Origin of the sequence: Nocardioides psychrotolerans, assembly GCF_900113685.1 — a bacterium.
Classification (GTDB): Bacteria; Actinomycetota; Actinomycetes; order Propionibacteriales; family Nocardioidaceae; genus Nocardioides; species Nocardioides psychrotolerans.
The window spans coordinates 13,459-30,611 of the sequence record NZ_FOQG01000030.1; the positions used below are offsets into that span (position 1 = coordinate 13,459).

Sequence of the window (17,153 nt, forward strand, 5' to 3'; positions counted from 1 at the left end):
ATGAACAGACCAGCACTCGCGACCGCAGGCACCGTCCTCGGGGTCCTGCTCCTCCTCGGCGGCAAGGCCGCCACCTCACCCACCCCGTTCGCTCTGGTGCAGGGCTCGAGCTCGCTGTCGGCCACCGCCGCCGGCACGAGCACCGGGCCCGTCATCAACACCCGCTACGGACCCGTCCAGGTCGAGGTGGTGGTCGCGGGTGGGCGCATCACCGACGTCACGGCGCTCCAGCTCCCCACGGGTGGCCAGTCCGGACAGATCGCCGACTACTCCTCGCCTCTGCTGCGGCGTGAGGCGATCGCGGCCCAGAGCGCAGGAATCCACTCGGTGTCGGGCGCGACGTACACGAGCCAGGGCTACGCCAGCTCGTTGCAGTCGGCCCTCGACCAGCTCGCTGCGTCGAGCCAGACCCAGGCATCGTCGGTCGCACCCACCTCGGCGGGGGCGAAGGCATGAGCGCATGTGCAGGAGCGGACCGCAACGAGCTCGACTACGTCCTGGGGCAGCGGCGCATCGTGTCCGTGATGGGCACCGTTTTCACCGTTGACGTCCGCGACCTCGACCCTGCCTCCTCGGCCCTCGACGACGTCGTCGCGTGGTGGCGCTGGGTGGACGCGACGTTCAGCACCTACCGACCCAGCAGCCAGGTCTCTCGCTTGGCAGCGGAGACGCTCGAGCTCGCCGACTGCGCCCCAGAGGTGCGCCACGTCCTTCGCCTGTGTCGAGAGGCAGCTGCGATCAGCGGAGGTCACTTCACCGAGCGCTACGACGGTCGACTCGATCCCTCCGGCATGGTCAAGGGGTGGAGCGTCGAGCTCGCCTCCCAGATGCTGCGCCGCGCAGGGTCGCAGCACCACTGCATCAGCGCCGGTGGAGACGTGCGGTGCGTGGGAGTGCCCGCGGCTGGTGAGCTCTGGCGCGTCGGGGTCGTCGACCCTCGCGACCCTCGTCGACTGCTGGCGGTCGTCGCTGCGCCGCAGGCACCATCACCGGGGCTCGCGGTCGCCACGTCGGGGACTGCCGAGCGAGGCCATCACATCATCGACCCCGTCACGGGACGCCCCCCGCAGGACCTGGCCTCGATCAGTGTCGTCGGCAGTGACCTGACGCTCGTGGACTGGGCAGCGACCGCCGCCTTCGCCATGGGGCACGACGCACGGGCCTGGATCGACGCCATCGACGGCCTCGACGCCTATGCCGTCACTCCCGAGGGCGACTACTGGTACACCGACGGCTTCGAGGCCCGTGCTGAGCTGGTGCAGGTGCCGCTCCCGCCGCTCACGACGTGGTCGGTCCCCGCCACGCGCCGCACCACCGCGGGGTCCTCGTGAATCCCGCCCTGGCCGTGGACGCCCAGGGCGTCACCAAGACCTTCGGGTCGGTGCGCGCCGTCAACGACATCTCCGTGCAGGTCGCAGCGGGCGAGGTTGGGCATCGTTCTGCAGGTCTGTGGTCATGGTTGCTACCTGTTTCTAGAGGGTCGATTCTGTTGAGGGCGGTCGTCGAGTGGTGGTCGTTGAGGTGGGGCTGGCCAAGTCGACCTCGGCTCTCAGGACGAGTCCGAGCCCGATAGGGCTCTGGGTGGGTCGGGTCTGGGTGGGTCGGGTTCCAGGCCGGCGACGAGGTTGAACGCGCCGGTGAGCACGTTGAGGGCGACGATCCCGACAGCGTCGACGATCTCTCGGTCGGTGTAGCCGAACGCGCGCAGTTTCGCGACCTGGTCGTTGGTGATGGTGGTTGGGGTGGAGTAGATCGCCAGACCGAGCGTGATCATGGCGGAGATTGCGGGGTCGGGTGAGGTGCCTTCACATGCGGCCGCAATCTCGGCGTCGGTGACACCGAACGTGCGGGCGGCTGCGATGTGGGCGTCCAGGCACAGCTGGCAGCCCTGCCGCGCCTGAACGGCGATGGAGATGACCTCGCTGATACGGCGCGAGAGCTTGGCGCGCTTCATGGCTTTGCTCAGCTGCAGGTAGCCGCCGAGGACGGCGGGGGAGTGGGCCATGGTGGAGACCATCGATCCGACTTGCCCGTGCCGGGCGACCAGCTCGCTCAGCATGTCTTTGGCGGCGCCCTGGGCAGTGGCCGGGGTGAGGGCTGAGATGCGAGTCATCGGCCCTCACCGCCGACCTGGTTGCCTGCCAGCGGCTTGAACCGGGTCAGGCGAAGGCTGTTGGCGACAACGAAGACAGAGGAGAACGCCATCGCGGCTCCGGCGAGCATCGGGTTCAGTAGCCCGGCGGCAGCCAGGGGCAGGGCAGCGACGTTGTAGGCGAACGCCCAGAACAGGTTGCCCTTGATGGTGCGCAGAGTGCGCCTGGCGAGCCGGATGGCGTCGGCGGCGGCGCGCAGGTCACCGCGGACCAGGGTCAGGTCGCTGGCCTCGATGGCGACGTCGGTTCCCGTGCCCATGGCCAGTCCGAGGTCGGCCTGGGCCAGGGCCGCGGCATCGTTGACTCCGTCGCCGACCATGGCCACGACCCGGCCTTCGGCCTGGAGCCGCTTGACGACGTCGACCTTGTCGGAGGGCAGCACGTCGGCGATGACGTCTGCGGCGTCGATGCCGACCTCGGCCGCGACCGCGGCGGCGACGACTGCGTTGTCGCCGGTCAGCAGCACCGGCCGCAACCCCAGGGCGCGGAGCTGGGCGATCGCAGCAGCGGACGTGTCCTTGATCGCGTCGGCGACCACGATGACTCCGCGGGCCTTGCCGTCCCAGCCCACGGCAACGGCGGTGCCGCCGCGTGCCTGGGCGTCGGCCATGGCGCGTTCGAGCTCGAGGGTGAGGTGCTGGGACCATTCTTCGAGCAGCCGGGGCCGGCCGACGAGAACGGCGTGGCTGACAGCCCGAGCACGGGATGGGGTACCGGCGACGATGCCCTGGACGCCGAGGCCTTCGACGTTGGCGAAGTCCTCGACCGCGGGCAGGGTGCCGACGCGGTTGCGGGCGCCGGTGGCGATGGCCTGCGCGATCGGGTGCTCGGAGGCGTCCTCAAGAGCGCCGGCCATCCGGAGTACTTCGTCCGCGTCCTCGCCGTCGGCGACGATGACGTCGGTCAGGGTCATGCGGCCGGTGGTGACGGTGCCGGTCTTGTCCAGGACGACGGTGTCGACCTTGCGGGTGGATTCGAGGACCTCGGGGCCTTTGATCAGGATGCCGAGCTGGGCGCCGCGGCCGGTGCCGACCATCAGCGCGGTCGGGGTCGCAAGGCCGAGGGCGCAGGGGCAGGCGATGATCAGGACGGCGACGGTGGCGGTGAAGGCGGCGGCGAGGCCGCCGCCGGTGCCGAGCCAGAACCCGAGGGTGGCGATGGCGATGGCGATTACGACGGGGACGAAGATCCCAGAGACCCGGTCGGCGAGGCGCTGGACCTCGGCCTTGCCGTTCTGAGCGTCCTCGACGAGGCGGGCCATCTGGGAGAGCTGGGTGTCGGCGCCGACCCGGGTGGCGCGGACGACCAAGCGCCCGCCGGCGTTGACGGTGGCGCCAACCACGGCGTCGCCCGGTCCGACCTCGACCGGCACGGACTCGCCGGTCAGCATCGAGGCGTCGACAGCCGAGGAGCCCTGCTCGATGACGCCGTCGGTGGCGATCTTCTCCCCGGGCCGGACGACGAACCGGTCACCCACGGTCAGCTGGTCGGTCGGGATGCGCTCTTCGATGGGTCCCTCCGCCGTGTCGCGCAGTACGGCGACGTCACGGGCTCCGAGGTGGAGCAGGGCCCGCAGGGCAGCTCCTGCTCGGCGCTTGGACCGGGCCTCGAAGTAGCGACCGGCCAGGATGAACGTGGTGACACCGGCGGCGGCCTCGAGGTAGATGTTGCCGCTGCCGTCGGTCCGTTCGACGGTGAACTCGAAGGGGTGAGTCATCCCGGGGACGCCGGCGGTACCCCAGAACAGCGCGTACAGCGACCAGCCCAGCGCAGCGATGGTGCCGAGTGAGATCAGAGTGTCCATGGTGGTGGTGCCGTGGCGCAGGTTGGCCCAGGCGGCGCGGTGGAAGGGCCAGGCGGCCCAGACCACGACCGGGGCAGCCAGGGTTAGGGAGAGCCACTGCCAGTAGGTGAACTGGAACGCCGGCACCATCGCCATGGCGATGACCGGAATGGTCAGCAGAGCCGATGCGATTAGCCGCTGACGAAGGGAGCGGGTCGGGTCGACGGCGTCCCCCTCATCTCCTGCGGATGCCTCCCCAGTGCCCTTCGGCTTGGGCAGGGCCGCCTGGTAGCCAGCCGCCTCGACGGCACCGACGAGATCGTCGGTGGAAATCGAGGGGTCGAAGGTGACCTTCGCCTTCTCGGTGGCGTAGTTCACGGTCGCGGTCACGCCGTCGAGCTTGTTGAGCTTGCGCTCGATACGGTTGGCGCAGGAGGCGCAGGTCATCCCGCTGATCTCGAGCTCGATGGCGCTGGTGGAAGATGTCGAACTCTGGGGTTCGGTTACGGAACTCACTGTTCCTCCTTCGGTAGATGGCTTTGCGATGACCTGTTGAGGTTCTCGCCGGGTGTTGAATTAGTGGCCGTGCTCGTTGTCTTCGTGCTCGCTGCCGTCGCCGGTGTTGGTCTCAGGCGCCGGGGACGCGGCGTCGTGGGCCTGGTCGCCGGTGGCGACGTTGAAAGCAGCCGTGTGGACCACTCCGTCGTGCTTGAAGTTCAGGTAGAGGTGGTAGCCGCCGTCGCTAGGCACGGCTGCGTAGAACACGACCTCGGGGCCGGGTTCGGTGCGTCCGTCGCCGGGCGCACCGTCGGGGTGGACGTGGAGGTAGGCCAGGTCGCCTTCTCGCAGCGCGACCAGGTGCCCGTAGGCGCCCAGGTAGGGCTGCAGATTGGTGACCGGCTCACCGTCTTGGGACACACTCAGAGTGAGTTCCGCGTCGCTTCCCGGCGTCAGGGTCCCTGCCAGGGTGACGGTGTAGTCATCGACCCGTGCGGTGCGGGTCTCTGGGGTCTCCGGTGACGTTTCGACGTTGCCTGGGACCTGCAGGTCCGCCCCGAGGGTCAGACCCTCGTTGCGTGCGGGCGTGAAGTCGGCGAAGAGGCGCCATTGTCCGGGGCGCATGTCGAGTGGGACCGACCAGATACCCTGCCGGTCACGGCGGGGGTGGACGTGTTGGAAACCGGTAAAATCGCGTCGTACGGCGATGAGGTGAAGCTCCTTCCCGTGCTCCTCCTCGTATTCGGTGACGGCCTCGCCGTCGGGGCCGGTCACCGTGAACTCGACGAGCCGGCCGTTGCCCGGCTGGGCGGTGTCGGTCTGCAGGTCAAGGGTGTAGCCGCCCTGGGAGACCATGAGGCCGCCGGGGATCTCGCGTGTGTCGGCCGGTTCGGTTGTGTCGCCGTGTGCTGCGTGCGCGTCAGTTTCCGTGCTCTGACCAGTCATGTGTCCTCCGGTGGCGTGGCTAGCGGGCGGCGAGCCGACGGGTCCGACGGCGTTGCCGATCCCGTAGGTGGCGCCGAAGACTCCGGCGAGCCCGACGACGAATGCGCCGACGGTTGTGGGGGTGTTCATGCGATCTGGTAGCCGGCGTCCTCGACCGCGGCCTTGACGGCTTCGGCAGAGACGGGCTGGTTGCTCGTGACGGCGACGGCGCCGCTGGCCAGGTCGACCTGGACGTCCTCGACGCCCGGGATCTCGGACACCTCTTCGGTGACCGAGGCGACGCAGTGGGCGCAGGTCATGCCGGCGACGGTGTAGGTGGTGGTCTCGCTCATGGGAGTTCCCTTTCGAGGTTGGATGGTTGGGAGGGGACTTTCGGGTGCTGACCTGGTGTTGGTAGGGGTTTTGCTGGGCAGGAACCGATCCGGTCCCTGGCCAGCAGCACTTCCCGCGGCCGCGCGGGGGGCCGGTTGGTCAGGAGACCTGGTATCCCGCCGCGGTGACGGCTTCACGGACCTGGTCCTGCTCGACCTCGCCGGTCACGACCAGCGTTCCGGTGGCCAGGTCGACGGCGAGGTGGGTGACGCCGTCGAGGTCGCTGACGGCCTCGGTGACCTTGGTGGCGCAGCTGCCACAGGTCATGCCGGCGACCGTGTAGGTGGTGTTGTTGCTCATGGGGGGGTGCTTCCTTTCGATGTGGCGGGGCCGTAGTGGCTGCCGCCGATGTGGTGCGCTTGCGTCGGGTCTGGCCCCGACTCTCGGCCGGTGGGGTTGCCGGTCCCTGTCCAGCCGCTGTCCGTGCGGGCTTCTTCACAGGCGACAGGTGGGTGGTGGCCCGCGCCACCCGCGATCACTGCTGGCGGACGCCCCTGCGCGTCGGTTCATCGGGCGACAAGTCCTAGCTGCCCCGACACAACGTCGAGTCCCTGCAGGAGGACGAGGTCTGTGCGTGCTGCGCCACGGCCGTGACCGCGCAACTCAGCATGCAGCGGACAGCGTTTCGGACGATCGGGCTTCGGAGGACCGTCGAGTCACGCCGGGTCAATTTCCCCGTTGTTGGTGGGACATCAGCGGCGGCGCGGCCTGTCATCGGTTGCTCCGCCAGACCACGCTCGTCCGTGAGTCACCTGGAAGAAGCGCAAGGGTCCCGATTTCGCCGGGGCGGCTGAGCCGGAACACGAGGGCGCCGTGGGCGCGGTGGGTAGACCTGTGGGACTGGGTGCCCTGTCGTGTCTCGTGCAGGACCAGAGCTGTCTGGATTCCGTGCATGGCTGTGTTGCCTTTCGGATGTGGAGCAGGGCCAGTACCTGCGGGGTTCTGCGAGGGCGGCTCGTGCTCGGGAGAGGTTGCAGGTTCAGTCGTGCCATCCACTGACGGGGCCAGGGTGGAGCAGCGCGGGGGGAACGCTGAGGGAGTCGGCGGCGGCGGGGCGCCGGGCGGCCCTGGGAGTGGAGAAGTCCCCCGCGTAGTAGCCGTTGTGAGAATGGATGCGCCGGGTGTAGGTGCCGGACTCCTGTTCGGTGATGATCGAAGCGGCCATCTCGTGCACGTCCTCAGGTCGGTCCGGGCTTGCGGTCCCGGTGTCGTTGGTTGGTGGCATGACTCTGGGCCGGCGAGGTTGCCGTCTCCTGTCTGGACGCTGTCCGGGCGGCGCCGACGCTGATGGTGGTCAGTGGCGCTCGTGGTGGCGGTGCAGCGGACGGCGTCCCTGTCGGCCAACCGTCTTCTCGCCGCCCGCGGACAGTCGTCGGACAGGGCCTGTGCGCACCCTTTGACGAAGCAACCCCATTCGAAGGAGAGCCCGAGATGCGGACGATAGGCCTGGTGGTCGGTGGCATGCGCTGCCGACGTTGCGTCCGGGAGGTCACCGCCCGGCTCCGCGACGTCTCTGGCGTCGAGACGGTGATGGCCGACACCGGGAGTTCCGTGGTCCGAGTGACCGGCACGATGACCGTGGACGACGTCCTCGGGGCGTTCCGTGGACTCACCTATCCGGTGGAGCTCCTCGGTGAGCTAGGCAACGCCGCAGACAGCTGATCACATCAACGCCGACAGGCACGAGACAGCGAGAGGACAGCCGCCCTCATGAGGCTCCTGATGTCAGCCGATGTCGGCTGACCCGTCACGAGAGAAGGGCACATCATGTCTTCCACATCCTCGCCCGCGGAGACCTCGAGCAGCCGACGCTGGCTTGCTCTCGGCCTCATCGCCGCGGCTCAGTTCATGGTCATCATGGACACCTCGATCATCGGAGTCGCCCTGCCAGAGATGCAGGCCGACCTCGGCTTCACCCCCGAGGGCCTCAGCTGGGTCTTCAACGCTTACGTCGTCGCGTTCGGCGGACTCCTCCTGCTCGGCGGCCGGCTGTCCGACCTGTTCGGCGCTCGCCGGGTCTTCAGCATCGGCTGGGGGCTATTGGCCGTCGGCTCACTGATGGCGGGCTTCGCCGACGGCGTGGCCGTCGAGCTGGCCGGTCGGGCAGTTCAGGGCGCCGGCTCGGCGCTCATCGCCCCCGCCGCGCTGACCCTGCTGTTCACCATCTTCGGTTCCACGCCCAAGGAGCTGACCAAGGCACTCGCGCTGTACGGCGCGGCGGCACCGGCCGGTGGAACCGCTGGAGTGTTCCTCGGAGGCGTCTTGACCGAGTACGCCAGCTGGCCCTGGATCTTCTTCATCAACCTGCCGCTGGCTGCCGTCGTACTCCTGCTCACGCCCTCGGTGATGCCCAAGGGCATGACCCGACCGGGCTCGCTCGACCTCGCTGGAGCCATCACCGTGACAGCGGGCCTGGCGGCGGTGGTCTTCGCCATCGTTCGGTCACCGCAAGTCGGCTGGGTATCCGCGCCCACCCTTGTGACCGGGGTCGTCGGCCTCGCGCTGCTGGCTCTGTTCGTGGTTCTCCAAGCCCGCCGCCGGGAGCCGCTGATGCGGTTGGGCATTTTTCAGGCGCCCAACCTGGCTGCCGCGAACCTCGCGCAGTTCATGCTCGGCGCCGCCTGGATCCCGATGTTCTTCTTCGTCAACCTCTACCTTCAGCAGGTTGTCGGGCTCGGGGCCTTCGCCAGCGGCGCGGCGCTGCTGCCGCTGACCGTCACGATCATGATCGGGATGGTCGGTGTCGCCCCGCGGCTGATCGCACGCTTCGGTCCGAAGGCCATGACGGTCTCCGGGCTCGCGACCCTGTCGGTCGGCCTGGTGTGGCTCTCCTTCATCCAGCCCGACGGCAGCTTCGCCCGCGATGTTCTCCCCGCATCGCTCGTGGCCGCTGCCGGCATGGCGATGGCCTTCATCCCCTCACTCGGACTCGCGCTGACCTCAGCAGCCCCGGAAGAGGGCGGCCTCGCCTCCGGCATCGTCAGCACCAGTTACCAGATCGGCTCGGCGCTGGGCCTGGCCCTGATGACCGCGGTCGCGTCCGCCTTCGGTGCCGACCGGGTGGGCGACGCCGTCTCCCAGACCGATGGCTTCTCGGCCGGACTGCTCGGTGCCGCGGGCATCGCCGCGCTGGGCGCCCTTCTGGCGGCGGCCCGGCTGCGCCCCCAGGTGCCTGACACAGCAACCCAGGAGAAGTCCAAGGCGGTCGCTTGACCCCGGGTCCGACAGACCAGCCCTCGGCGGCCACCCGGTCGCCGAGCAAGAATCGGACCGTTATCTCCGCCCGCAAAAACGAAAGGAACGGACCTCGTGTGCAGCACCGTCGGGACCTACGTGGCAGTTGGGGAGGCCGGCTACTCGGTGGCCGTCTGAGCACACGCTCCGGCGGATCTCACCCCCTCCGCCGGGGCGTGGCTTCACCAGGGACCGGAGTCGACGGGCCATCGGGTCATTGCTCCAGCCCCACCGCTGCGACACCATGACCCGAGGGTGACGAAGGAGAGAGCCATGGACGTGCGCTTCCGGCTGCTGGGTCCGATGGAGATCCTGGTCGAAGGGCACCCTGTGGGGATGCCTGGCGCTGCCGAGCGCGCGGTCCTGGTTCAGCTCCTGCTCTCACCCGGCCGGACGATTCCGGCGACCATGCTGGTCGACCGACTCTGGTCGGAATCGTCACTCCCAGTCGATCCGATGAACGCTCTGCAGGTCCGGGTCTCCAAGCTGCGGCGCAGTCTGAAGACGATAGGTGTGCCGCAGGCAGTCACCCGCGAAGGCGTGGGCTATCGCGCCAACGTCGATCCCGGGTCGGTCGACGCCGTCGACTTCGTCACCCGCGTGCGGGCGGCCAGGGGGCGCACCGCCGCTGATCCGGCCGGGGCCGACGAGGCCTGCCTCGAGGCGTACGACGAGGCTCTGGCCTTGTGGCGCGGCGATGCACTCAGTGACTTCGCAGCCGAGCAGTGGGCCACCGTCGAGGCCGCTCGGTTCGCCGAGCTCAGGCTGGCCGCGCTCACGGAGCGTGCTCAGATCGCGCTGTCGCTCGGCCGCCAGGCGGAGGTCGTCGCCGACCTCGAACCCCTGGTCGCACACGATCCGACCCTCGAGTCGCTCACCGGACTGCTCATGGTGGCCCTGTACCGCAGTGGCCGACAGGCGGAGGCGCTCGAGGCATACCGCCGCACCCGCGAAGTGCTCGACGAGTCCCTGGGCCTGGAGCCCTCCCTCACGTTGCGGTCCTTGCACGAACGCGTGTTGCGCCAGGACGAGGCGCTCGGCTCACAACCCGATCTGGCGCCAGCGCCAGTGGCGGTGTCCGGCACCCGGCGTCGAGCCGCGGAAAGGGCCACCTCGCCCACGAACTTGCCGACGGTAGTGCGTCCGTTGATCGGCCGTGATGACCAGCTCGACTCCCTGGTAGCGCTTGTCCGCGGCGCTCGGCTGCTGTCGTTGATCGGCCCCGGCGGTGCTGGCAAGACATCCCTGGCCCTCGCCGCCGTGGTGCGGAGCTCCGATGCCTTCCCCGACGGGGCCTTCGGGGTCCGCCTTGCCTCTGTCGATACCCCCGACCAGGTGCCACTGGCCGTGGCCGACGCTCTGGGTGTGCCTCTTGACGGGGCAGTGGGGGACCGCGACGTACGTGAGCGAGTGGTCTCCTACCTGGTGCGACGCCGGCTCCTGCTGCTGGTCGACAACTGCGAGCACGTCATCGACGCTGCTGCCGGCTTCATCGACGAGATCTTGGGTCGGTGCCCCGAGGTGACGATCCTGGCGACCACCCGTGAGGCACTCGCGGTCCCCGACGAGGTGCAGATAACCGTGGGCCCCCTGGAAATGCCGCCGGACGGGACTCCCGTCGGCAGCGTGCTGGACTATCCGGCCGCGCAGCTCTTCGTCGAACGGGCCAGGTCGGTGCGGCCAGGGACGGTCTTCGGTGACGAGGACCTCGCCGCGATCGGTCGCATCAGTCGCGCTCTCGACGGCATCCCCCTCGCGCTCGAGCTCGCGGGCGTCCGCGTCGCGACGATGTCACCCGTAGAAATCGCTGGCCGCCTGGACCAGCGGTTCGCGCTCCTGACGACTGGTGCGCGCACCGCCGAGGCTCGGCAGCAGACGCTGCGCGCGACCGTCGACTGGAGCTATGCGTTGCTCACCGAACGTGAGCAGCGGGTGTTCAACCGGCTCGCCGTCTTCCAAGGAGGGTGGACCCTGACCGCAGCCGAAGCCGTCGTCAGCGACGCGAGTCTTGAGGTGGGCGAGGTGCTCGACACCATCGGCCGTCTGGTCGAGCGCTCCATGGTGGGGGTCGAACGTGGGGCCCCGACCCGCTACCGGATGCTCGATACTTTGCGGCAGTACGCCGCCGAGCAGCTGCTCGCTGCCGGTGAGCACGAGACCGTGACCCAACGGCACGCGGAGCACTTTCGCGACGTCGTCCAGGACGCCGAGCCGCAGCTGCGCGGCCCCGCCCAGCGTGAAACCTTCCAGCAGCTGCGCAACGAGCAACCCAACATTAGGGCCGCGCTCGCGTGGCTGGGTCGGCCGGGTGGGGATCTCGACTCGGCGCTCGAGACAGCTGGTGCCCTCGGGCTCTTCTGGCACCTCGGGCGCCACCTGGAGGGCCGGGAGGTCTTGTCCCGCCTGCTGGAATCGGACAACGGCAGCCCGTCTTCGCGGGCCCGTGCCCTCCAGGCGGTCTCCTTGGTGGAGCGTCCACGCGCTTGTCTTGTGCATCCCAGCCCGCGCTGCGCCGAGACCGCCCGGGAGAGCCTGGCGATCTTCGAGGACCTCGGGGACAACTCCCGTGCCGCCCTGTCGCGCGTCCTGCTGGCCGTCGAGGGGGTCACCGGCCAAGGCCGGGACCGGGCTGAGGATCTGCTGCGCGAGGCCGAATCACAGTTCGCAGCCGATGGTGACGCCTGGGGCGATGGTGTCGTCGGCTTCGTGCGCATGGAGACCGCCCTCAAGAACGGGGACGAGACCGCCGCGGTCTCGATCGGGCGTGCGACCGCCGCGACGTTCCGGGGGCTCGACGATCCGTGGGGTCTGTCAGCGATCCTGTACCACCTCGGCTGGGGTCTACGACAGTTCGGCCGCTACGACGAAGGCTCACGTGTACTGGAGGAGGCGATCGACGTGGCGGCCGGGGCCGGGGTGTACAACACTGTGCAGTGGGCGTTGGCCGACCTCGGAGTCGCCCAGCTCCACCTCGGCGATGTAGAGGCCGCCCGGGAGCTCTTCGACCGGGCGAGCGCCGCGTCGGAACACGTCGGTGACGGCGCCGGCGCGGTCCTCGCCTGCTACGGCCACGGGCTAATCGCCCAGGTCGGGCACCAGTGGGACCTGGCACGAGACCGTTTCGCCGAGGCCTACGTCGGGTTCGGTGAGCTCGGCACCCCGGTGCCCCAGGGGCTCGCACTCGCCGGCCTGGCCCGGTGCGACGAAGCTGCGGCTGACGTGACCGCTGCCGGTGAGCGGTACGACGAGCTGCTCGAGCTCGGCCGCCGGGCCGGGGAGCCGGGACTCACCAGCACCGCACTGGAGGGCCTCTGTCGACTGGCCGTCGAGCGGGGGGACCGCGCGCTCGCCTCTACCCTGCTCGCCGAGGCGGCCCAGCTGCGTACCCGCTCGGCCCGACCGGCGCCGCCCCACGAGCGGCGTGACCTCGAGTCCGTCATCGTCGACCTCGCGCCGGATCCCGTCCCGAACGTCTGACCTCCCGCGGTGGCACCGACAAGCGACGGAGCAGAACTACAGCCAACGGCCCGGACAACGTCCACTTCCCGGACCGCGACGACCGCCTCACGCGACTGCGCCACATCCAGGGCAGCCGACGCCGCGAATACGGTGGGCCTGAGAGTGAGCCAACCTGTAGGAAGTCGCCGACGCCGTGGCCCGCCTCTTGCCGATACAACTCACATGCCTGAAGTGAACGGCGGCCAGGGGCACACGGACCTGGCCATGGAGGCGGGTCAGCTCGCGCGGGCCAGCGGGGGTAGGACGACTGCTCGCGCTGTGCCGCAACGTGGGCAATAGCCGCCACGGAGGTACTCATGGTCCTGACCGCACCAGCAGTGCGGCGGGATCAAGATGGACTGGATGACCCGGGTGGAATGGGTGCTGGGTGTCAGGATGATCGTGTTCAATTGGCTCACCGCCGTGGTCGTGGCCGCGTTGGCCATGCAAGAACGGTCGGGCATCCTGCTTGCTCTCGGCTGTCCGGCCGCTGTCCGTCACGGAGGTCCGCCGCTTCGCAAGAGGTGAGATGAATCGTCGCGGCCTGGTCGTGGGGGTTGACGGCAGTGTCTCCGGAGAACTCATCGGGCTCAGCGTGATGCTGTCAGGGGCGACCCTGTCGCGAATTGAGGTGGCATCCGTATGAATGGGATGTTGCGGCGCCGACAGCCGGCAAGAACCAAGGTCATCAAGAACCGAACCGCGCCGCGGCGTCACGCGTCCGGTCAACTCCTAACGCCCCGACTCCCTTGCGCATCCGTTCGCTCGACTCGATAGGTCGCGTGTGATGGCGATCGCCGGCTGGAGCCGTACCGACATGCTCGTTCGTTAGATCAAGGCCCGGGCGGCCGAGCGGGCAGCGCAGGTGGCCTGCAGGTTGAATCCCGGTGACCTCTAGCCCGGCACCCGAGCCGCCCTGCTTGATAAGGTCGACTTATGACCTGTTGACCGAGTACCGCGACGCCCGAAACGACGAGGATCTCGCGCGCCTCCGGCGGGTGCTCGCCCTGCGGGCAATGGTGGCCGTCGGCATGAGCCAACGCCAGATCGTCGACTCCCTCGGCATCACCCAGCCAGCGGTCAGCCGGCAGCTCAAGTTCGCCCCCGAGCTCAACGACGTGCATCCCGCGGCTCTGGTGGAAGCTGCTGCTCCGATCCTCACATCACTGGCCGACGAGCACGGCTTTACCCGATTGGCGGTCTTCGGCTCGGTGGCTCGTCACCAGGCTGGTCAGGACTCCGACATCGACCTGCTCATCGAAGCGCCAGAGGGCACCTCGTCGTTCGGCTTCATCCGCTTCAAGCAGGTGATGGAGCAGGTGCTTGGCCGCGAGATCGACCTGATTTCCTACGGCGGTCTCAAGCCGAAACTGGATGACGACATCAGACGCGAGGCGGTGCTGCTCTAGTGGTTCGCAAGGCTGCCAAGGAGCTGCTCCACATCGAGGGCTGGCTCGACCGGGTTGACGAGATCGTCGAGCGGGGCAAGGGCGCCTACCTCGCCGACGCCCTCCTCCAGGAAGCCGGCGACTCCCTGATGATCGCACTCGGCGAGGTGGCCAACCGGCTCTCAAGGCTCGGGGTGCTGGCACCGAGGGGAGTGGACTGGGCACTGTCTGTCGCGAACGGCAACTTCATCATTCATCAGTACGACGAGATCAACCGCACGTTGACCTGGCTCACCCTGTCGGTCGACCTGCCCGAGTGGAACCAGTCGCTCCAGAAACTGTTCAAGGCTGCTGCGGCGTCGATTGAAGAAGAGTCCCGCTGAGCTCATTCAGTTCTGTCCGCTACAGACCGAGGTGGGCGCGTAGCCGGCCGGCGTCCATGGCGCCGGGGCCGCCGGGGCCGCCGGGGCCGCCGGGGCCGCCGGGGCCGCCGGGGCCGCCGGGGCCGAAGCTGTCGAGTAGGCGGATCAGGTCGGGGCATCGGGTGGGGTCGGCGGCCGCGTCGCGCGGTGTGATGCCGGCGAGTGCCGGGATCGGCTCGTCCAGCCAGGCCCGCTCGTGGGCGCGGACCATCTGCTCGAGTGCTGCGGCGATCTGCGGATCGGTCGGATCCAGGGTCTGGGCTGGCGCACCGGCCGGTGCGCGGCTCATCGCCTCCTGAAGGTCGTCGGGGGCGTGGCGCGTCTGGTTGAGGAGTTGCACTCCCGGCTGCTGGGCCCGCAGGGCTTCGAGGACGCGGTCCATGCGGGGTTCGCTGTTGGTCTCTACGTGCACGATCGAGTCGTCGAGGGTGATGGTGGCTCGGATGCGTTCGAGGCCGTGGGTGGTCACGTGCTCGAACCAGCGCAGCTCGGTCTCGTCACGGTCGAAGGCGGTGTCGAGTGCGGCGGCCAGCGCGCCCGGGTCGCCGGTGTGCAGCGTTGCCTCGCAGAAGGCGAGCGACTCACCCTCGGTGTTCTGCAGCACGGGCGGGGCGAAGCGGCGAGAGAGGAACCAAACGAGGTCATCCGGGTCGGGTTCGCCGTCGAGCAGCTCGAGCAACTCGACGCACTCGTGCAAGGCGATTGGCTCCATGCCACCGAAGCACTGCGTTGTCTCTCCGGCGGCCACGAGCCGCCCGCAGATCAACGACCCGGCGTTCAGGGTGCGGCTGGCGGTTCGCTCTCGAACCTCGACCCGGTCGCCGGTGCGTAGGTCGCGGGCGATGAACCCGGTTCCCGCGGTGACGGTCTCGATCTCGTGGACCGACCGCTCTGCCAACAGCCACTGCTCGGCGAGGAGCCGCTCGTCGTCGGGGAGCAGGACGCCGCGTTCGTCCAGGAACACGTTCACCACGACGCTGGAAGATCTCGGATCCAAGTCGGCCGGACGCGAGGGCTGTGCAGCAATCGGTCAGTCGTCACTGCGGGTCTGGCCTGCGAGGAGAGGGTCAAGCTCCGCGCTCGCAGCGGTGAGACGGTGCATCTCCTCCCCGCCGTCGCAGCTGAACAGGCCCAGCACGACCGAGCTGTCGGATCGGCTCAGCACACGCCAGTGGCCGCCGGATGTCTCCCACCGGCGCACGACATCCACGGGGGCCTCGCGCGCGCCGGTCATGACGGGGGTCCCGGGTGCTCGCCTTGACGTACGGGCGCCGACGCACGACGCGCCTTGACACAGCACCTGCCGGGTTCGGGCTCCAGGCAGGCAGTGATGCCGGAGCCGAGGCTGTCGGCCACTCCCTGCACGAACGACTGGTTGAGTCCGCACACCAGTGCGGTGTGCTTCTGAGCCAAGGCGTCGAACGGGCAGTTGGAGAGCACCACCTCGTCATCTCGGACCTGTGGCTCGAAGCCCTGACTACGCAACACCTGGGCCAAGGCAGGCAGCGACCCGGCCCGATCGAACTTTTCCGCGCCTTGGGCCAGCGAGAGCCCCTCGCGGCGGGCACTCTCGTGCAGCGCCTGGTCCAAAGGCACTCCCTCAGCGGCGCAACTGACGGCGGCCGCCAGGATGTCTCCGACCAGCTCGTAACGCCGTGGCGGCAGTGAGACGGCAAACTCTCGCGAGGCCCGACGATAGAGCTTGCTCGGCCGACCCGCGCCGGGGCCGGTCTTGCCGCTGAGGCGCCGGTACTCCACCTCCAGCAGGCCCTCGGTCACCAGCCGGTCAAGGTGGAAGTTCACGTTGTGCACGGCCACGCCCAGCTCCGTCGCGGCCTGCTCGCGGCCCACCGGCTCGGCCTGAGCGGACACGTACTCATACAGCGCCCGCCGGGTGTCATCGGCCAGCGCCCCGATGCCGGCGGCCTGCGCGCTCAAGTCCATGACCCGAAGTCTAAAACAGAATTCTCTTGACACAAGAAGTTGCGAGGCGTCTAATTCAAAGTATCTTCTGTTTTAGAAAGGACAGGCCATGGCCATCATGACCAACCCGGCCGGAACCCCCGCCGACACGACCCACCCGAACCTCGGCGCCGACCGAGCCTTCATGCTGCTGCGCACAGTCTTCACGATCGCCCCGATCGCGTTCGGGCTGGACAAATTCTTCGACATTCTCACCGACTGGGAGAAGTACCTGGCCCCGTGGATCAATGACATCGTGCCCGGCAGTGCCCGCCAAGCGATGCTGGCCGTCGGAGTCATCGAGATCGTGGCTGGTATCGCAGTCGCCGTCGTGCCCCGCTACGGGGCCCTCGTGGTCGCGGGCTGGCTCGCCGGCATCATCGTGAGCCTGGTGAGCGTGGGCGACTACCACGACGTCGCACTGCGGGACTTCGGGCTCCTCGTCGGCGCACTGGCCCTCGCGGCACTGGCCTTCGACCGCGGCAAGGCCACGGCGTGACCAGCACCACCACGTCCGCACTGTTCGGCCGGCTCCGTGAAGCGCCTGTAAGTGTTCGTGGTGGCTGGCCTGGGGCTGGCTGGCAGGGTTGACGGTGGTCCTCCGGATCGGGCGTGACTCGTGAAGCGCCTGACCTCTTCGGGGTGTCTTGCCTGGGATCTGTCCGTCAGGTCCGGGGGCCGGCGTCGACCCTGGCCCCACCACGATGGCTTGATGAGAAGCATGTCCAACCAGTGCCGCTGAAACGACTCTGGCTGTGACCCGTTACAGGCCTGCCTCGTAGTGACTTCACTCCCGGGCCGACGTCGGCAACGACGCCATCCCCCGGTTGAAGTGAAGGAGACATCGCAGTGCCCAGTGTGACAAACAACAGCGCCACGATCACCCCGGTGACGGTCG

General features: G+C 68.8%; 16 protein-coding genes. 8 read left to right on the forward strand and 8 right to left on the reverse strand.

The genetic code is table 11. The features are described 5' to 3' along the window. Entirely contained in the window at nt 1-456 is a 456-nt protein-coding gene (locus BM204_RS21305; RefSeq protein ID WP_091117520.1) for an FMN-binding protein, read from the forward strand. Beyond that, nucleotides 453-1,331: an FAD:protein FMN transferase gene (locus BM204_RS21310; protein ID WP_218031377.1), complete on the forward strand. Its 879-nt coding sequence runs from the start codon at nt 453-455 to the stop codon at nt 1,329-1,331. The genes BM204_RS21305 and BM204_RS21310 overlap by 4 nt, the downstream gene beginning before the upstream one ends. A gap of 218 nt (nt 1,332-1,549) precedes the next feature. Here the strand turns inward: BM204_RS21310 and BM204_RS21315 are convergent, their stop codons facing one another. From BM204_RS21315 to BM204_RS21340, 6 genes are all read right to left on the reverse strand, one after another. Continuing rightward, nucleotides 1,550-2,113 (reverse strand): carboxymuconolactone decarboxylase family protein, encoded by a 564-nt coding sequence (locus tag BM204_RS21315; RefSeq protein WP_091117522.1) that lies wholly within the window; start codon nt 2,111-2,113, stop codon nt 1,550-1,552. Beyond that, entirely contained in the window at nt 2,110-4,452 is a 2,343-nt protein-coding gene (locus tag BM204_RS21320; protein ID WP_256215839.1) for a heavy metal translocating P-type ATPase, read from the reverse strand. The genes BM204_RS21315 and BM204_RS21320 overlap by 4 nt, the downstream gene beginning before the upstream one ends. Nucleotides 4,453-4,512: 60 nt before the next feature. Then, nucleotides 4,513-5,508, reverse strand: a complete 996-nt coding sequence (locus tag BM204_RS21325) for a DUF8832 domain-containing protein (RefSeq protein WP_091117525.1) — start codon at nt 5,506-5,508, stop codon at nt 4,513-4,515. Then, the gene (locus tag BM204_RS21330) at nt 5,505-5,711 is read right to left on the reverse strand and encodes a heavy-metal-associated domain-containing protein (protein WP_091117527.1); all 207 of its coding nucleotides are present in this window, start codon (nt 5,709-5,711) and stop codon (nt 5,505-5,507) included. Before BM204_RS21330 ends, BM204_RS21325 begins: the two co-directional genes overlap by 4 nt. Before the next feature lie 139 nt (nt 5,712-5,850). Further along, nucleotides 5,851-6,051, reverse strand: a complete 201-nt coding sequence (locus BM204_RS21335; RefSeq protein WP_091117528.1) for a heavy-metal-associated domain-containing protein — start codon at nt 6,049-6,051, stop codon at nt 5,851-5,853. Nucleotides 6,052-6,730: 679 nt separating this feature from the next. Beyond that, nucleotides 6,731-6,916, reverse strand: a complete 186-nt coding sequence (locus BM204_RS21340; protein WP_143099871.1) for a hypothetical protein — start codon at nt 6,914-6,916, stop codon at nt 6,731-6,733. Between the two features lie 266 nt (nt 6,917-7,182). Between BM204_RS21340 and BM204_RS22875 the strand changes: the two genes are divergently transcribed. The 5 genes from BM204_RS22875 (at nt 7,183) to BM204_RS21365 (ending at nt 14,254) form a co-directional block, all read left to right on the forward strand. Further along, the gene (locus BM204_RS22875) at nt 7,183-7,413 is read left to right on the forward strand and encodes a cation transporter (RefSeq protein ID WP_170259309.1); all 231 of its coding nucleotides are present in this window, start codon (nt 7,183-7,185) and stop codon (nt 7,411-7,413) included. A 105-nt stretch (nt 7,414-7,518) separates the two neighbouring features. Continuing rightward, nucleotides 7,519-8,964, forward strand: a complete 1,446-nt coding sequence (locus BM204_RS21350) for an MFS transporter (protein WP_091117533.1) — start codon at nt 7,519-7,521, stop codon at nt 8,962-8,964. Between the two features lie 357 nt (nt 8,965-9,321). Beyond that, nucleotides 9,322-12,462 carry an AfsR/SARP family transcriptional regulator gene (locus BM204_RS21355; RefSeq protein ID WP_246166586.1) on the forward strand — a complete coding sequence of 1,047 codons (3,141 nt, stop codon included), beginning with the start codon at nt 9,322-9,324 and terminating at the stop codon, nt 12,460-12,462. A 965-nt stretch (nt 12,463-13,427) separates the two neighbouring features. After that, the gene (locus BM204_RS21360) at nt 13,428-13,892 is read left to right on the forward strand and encodes a nucleotidyltransferase domain-containing protein (RefSeq protein WP_218031378.1); all 465 of its coding nucleotides are present in this window, start codon (nt 13,428-13,430) and stop codon (nt 13,890-13,892) included. Further along, entirely contained in the window at nt 13,892-14,254 is a 363-nt protein-coding gene (locus BM204_RS21365) for a HepT-like ribonuclease domain-containing protein (RefSeq protein WP_091117536.1), read from the forward strand. The genes BM204_RS21360 and BM204_RS21365 overlap by 1 nt, the downstream gene beginning before the upstream one ends. Before the next feature lie 19 nt (nt 14,255-14,273). Here BM204_RS21365 and BM204_RS21370 read toward each other — a convergent pair whose 3' ends face one another. Then, the gene (locus BM204_RS21370) at nt 14,274-15,263 is read right to left on the reverse strand and encodes a hypothetical protein (protein ID WP_143099872.1); all 990 of its coding nucleotides are present in this window, start codon (nt 15,261-15,263) and stop codon (nt 14,274-14,276) included. 260 nt (nt 15,264-15,523) lie between these two features. Next, nucleotides 15,524-16,237, reverse strand: a complete 714-nt coding sequence (locus BM204_RS21380; RefSeq protein ID WP_091117541.1) for a helix-turn-helix transcriptional regulator — start codon at nt 16,235-16,237, stop codon at nt 15,524-15,526. A gap of 88 nt (nt 16,238-16,325) precedes the next feature. On the opposite strand from BM204_RS21380, the gene BM204_RS21385 reads away from it, so the two are divergent. Beyond that, complete coding sequence (locus BM204_RS21385; protein WP_091117542.1) at nt 16,326-16,754, forward strand: DoxX family membrane protein; 429 nt, start codon at nt 16,326-16,328, stop codon at nt 16,752-16,754. The last annotated feature ends 399 nt before the right edge of the window (nt 16,755-17,153 follow it).

Excerpts from the sequence above, each read along its gene's own strand:
- BM204_RS21305 (WP_091117520.1), top strand. The coding sequence starts at position 1 with ATGAACAGACCAGCACTCGCGACCGCAGGCACCGTCCTCGGGGTCCTG.
- BM204_RS21310 (WP_218031377.1), top strand. The coding sequence starts at position 453 with ATGAGCGCATGTGCAGGAGCGGACCGCAACGAGCTCGACTACGTCCTG.
- BM204_RS21315 (WP_091117522.1), bottom strand. The coding sequence starts at position 2,113 with ATGACTCGCATCTCAGCCCTCACCCCGGCCACTGCCCAGGGCGCCGCC.
- BM204_RS21325 (WP_091117525.1), bottom strand. The coding sequence starts at position 5,508 with ATGAACACCCCCACAACCGTCGGCGCATTCGTCGTCGGGCTCGCCGGA.
- BM204_RS21330 (WP_091117527.1), bottom strand. The coding sequence starts at position 5,711 with ATGAGCGAGACCACCACCTACACCGTCGCCGGCATGACCTGCGCCCAC.
- BM204_RS21335 (WP_091117528.1), bottom strand. The coding sequence starts at position 6,051 with ATGAGCAACAACACCACCTACACGGTCGCCGGCATGACCTGTGGCAGC.
- BM204_RS21340 (WP_143099871.1), bottom strand. The coding sequence starts at position 6,916 with ATGGCCGCTTCGATCATCACCGAACAGGAGTCCGGCACCTACACCCGG.
- BM204_RS22875 (WP_170259309.1), top strand. The coding sequence starts at position 7,183 with ATGCGGACGATAGGCCTGGTGGTCGGTGGCATGCGCTGCCGACGTTGC.
- BM204_RS21350 (WP_091117533.1), top strand. The coding sequence starts at position 7,519 with ATGTCTTCCACATCCTCGCCCGCGGAGACCTCGAGCAGCCGACGCTGG.
- BM204_RS21355 (WP_246166586.1), top strand. The coding sequence starts at position 9,322 with ATGCCTGGCGCTGCCGAGCGCGCGGTCCTGGTTCAGCTCCTGCTCTCA.
- BM204_RS21380 (WP_091117541.1), bottom strand. The coding sequence starts at position 16,237 with ATGGACTTGAGCGCGCAGGCCGCCGGCATCGGGGCGCTGGCCGATGAC.
- BM204_RS21385 (WP_091117542.1), top strand. The coding sequence starts at position 16,326 with ATGGCCATCATGACCAACCCGGCCGGAACCCCCGCCGACACGACCCAC.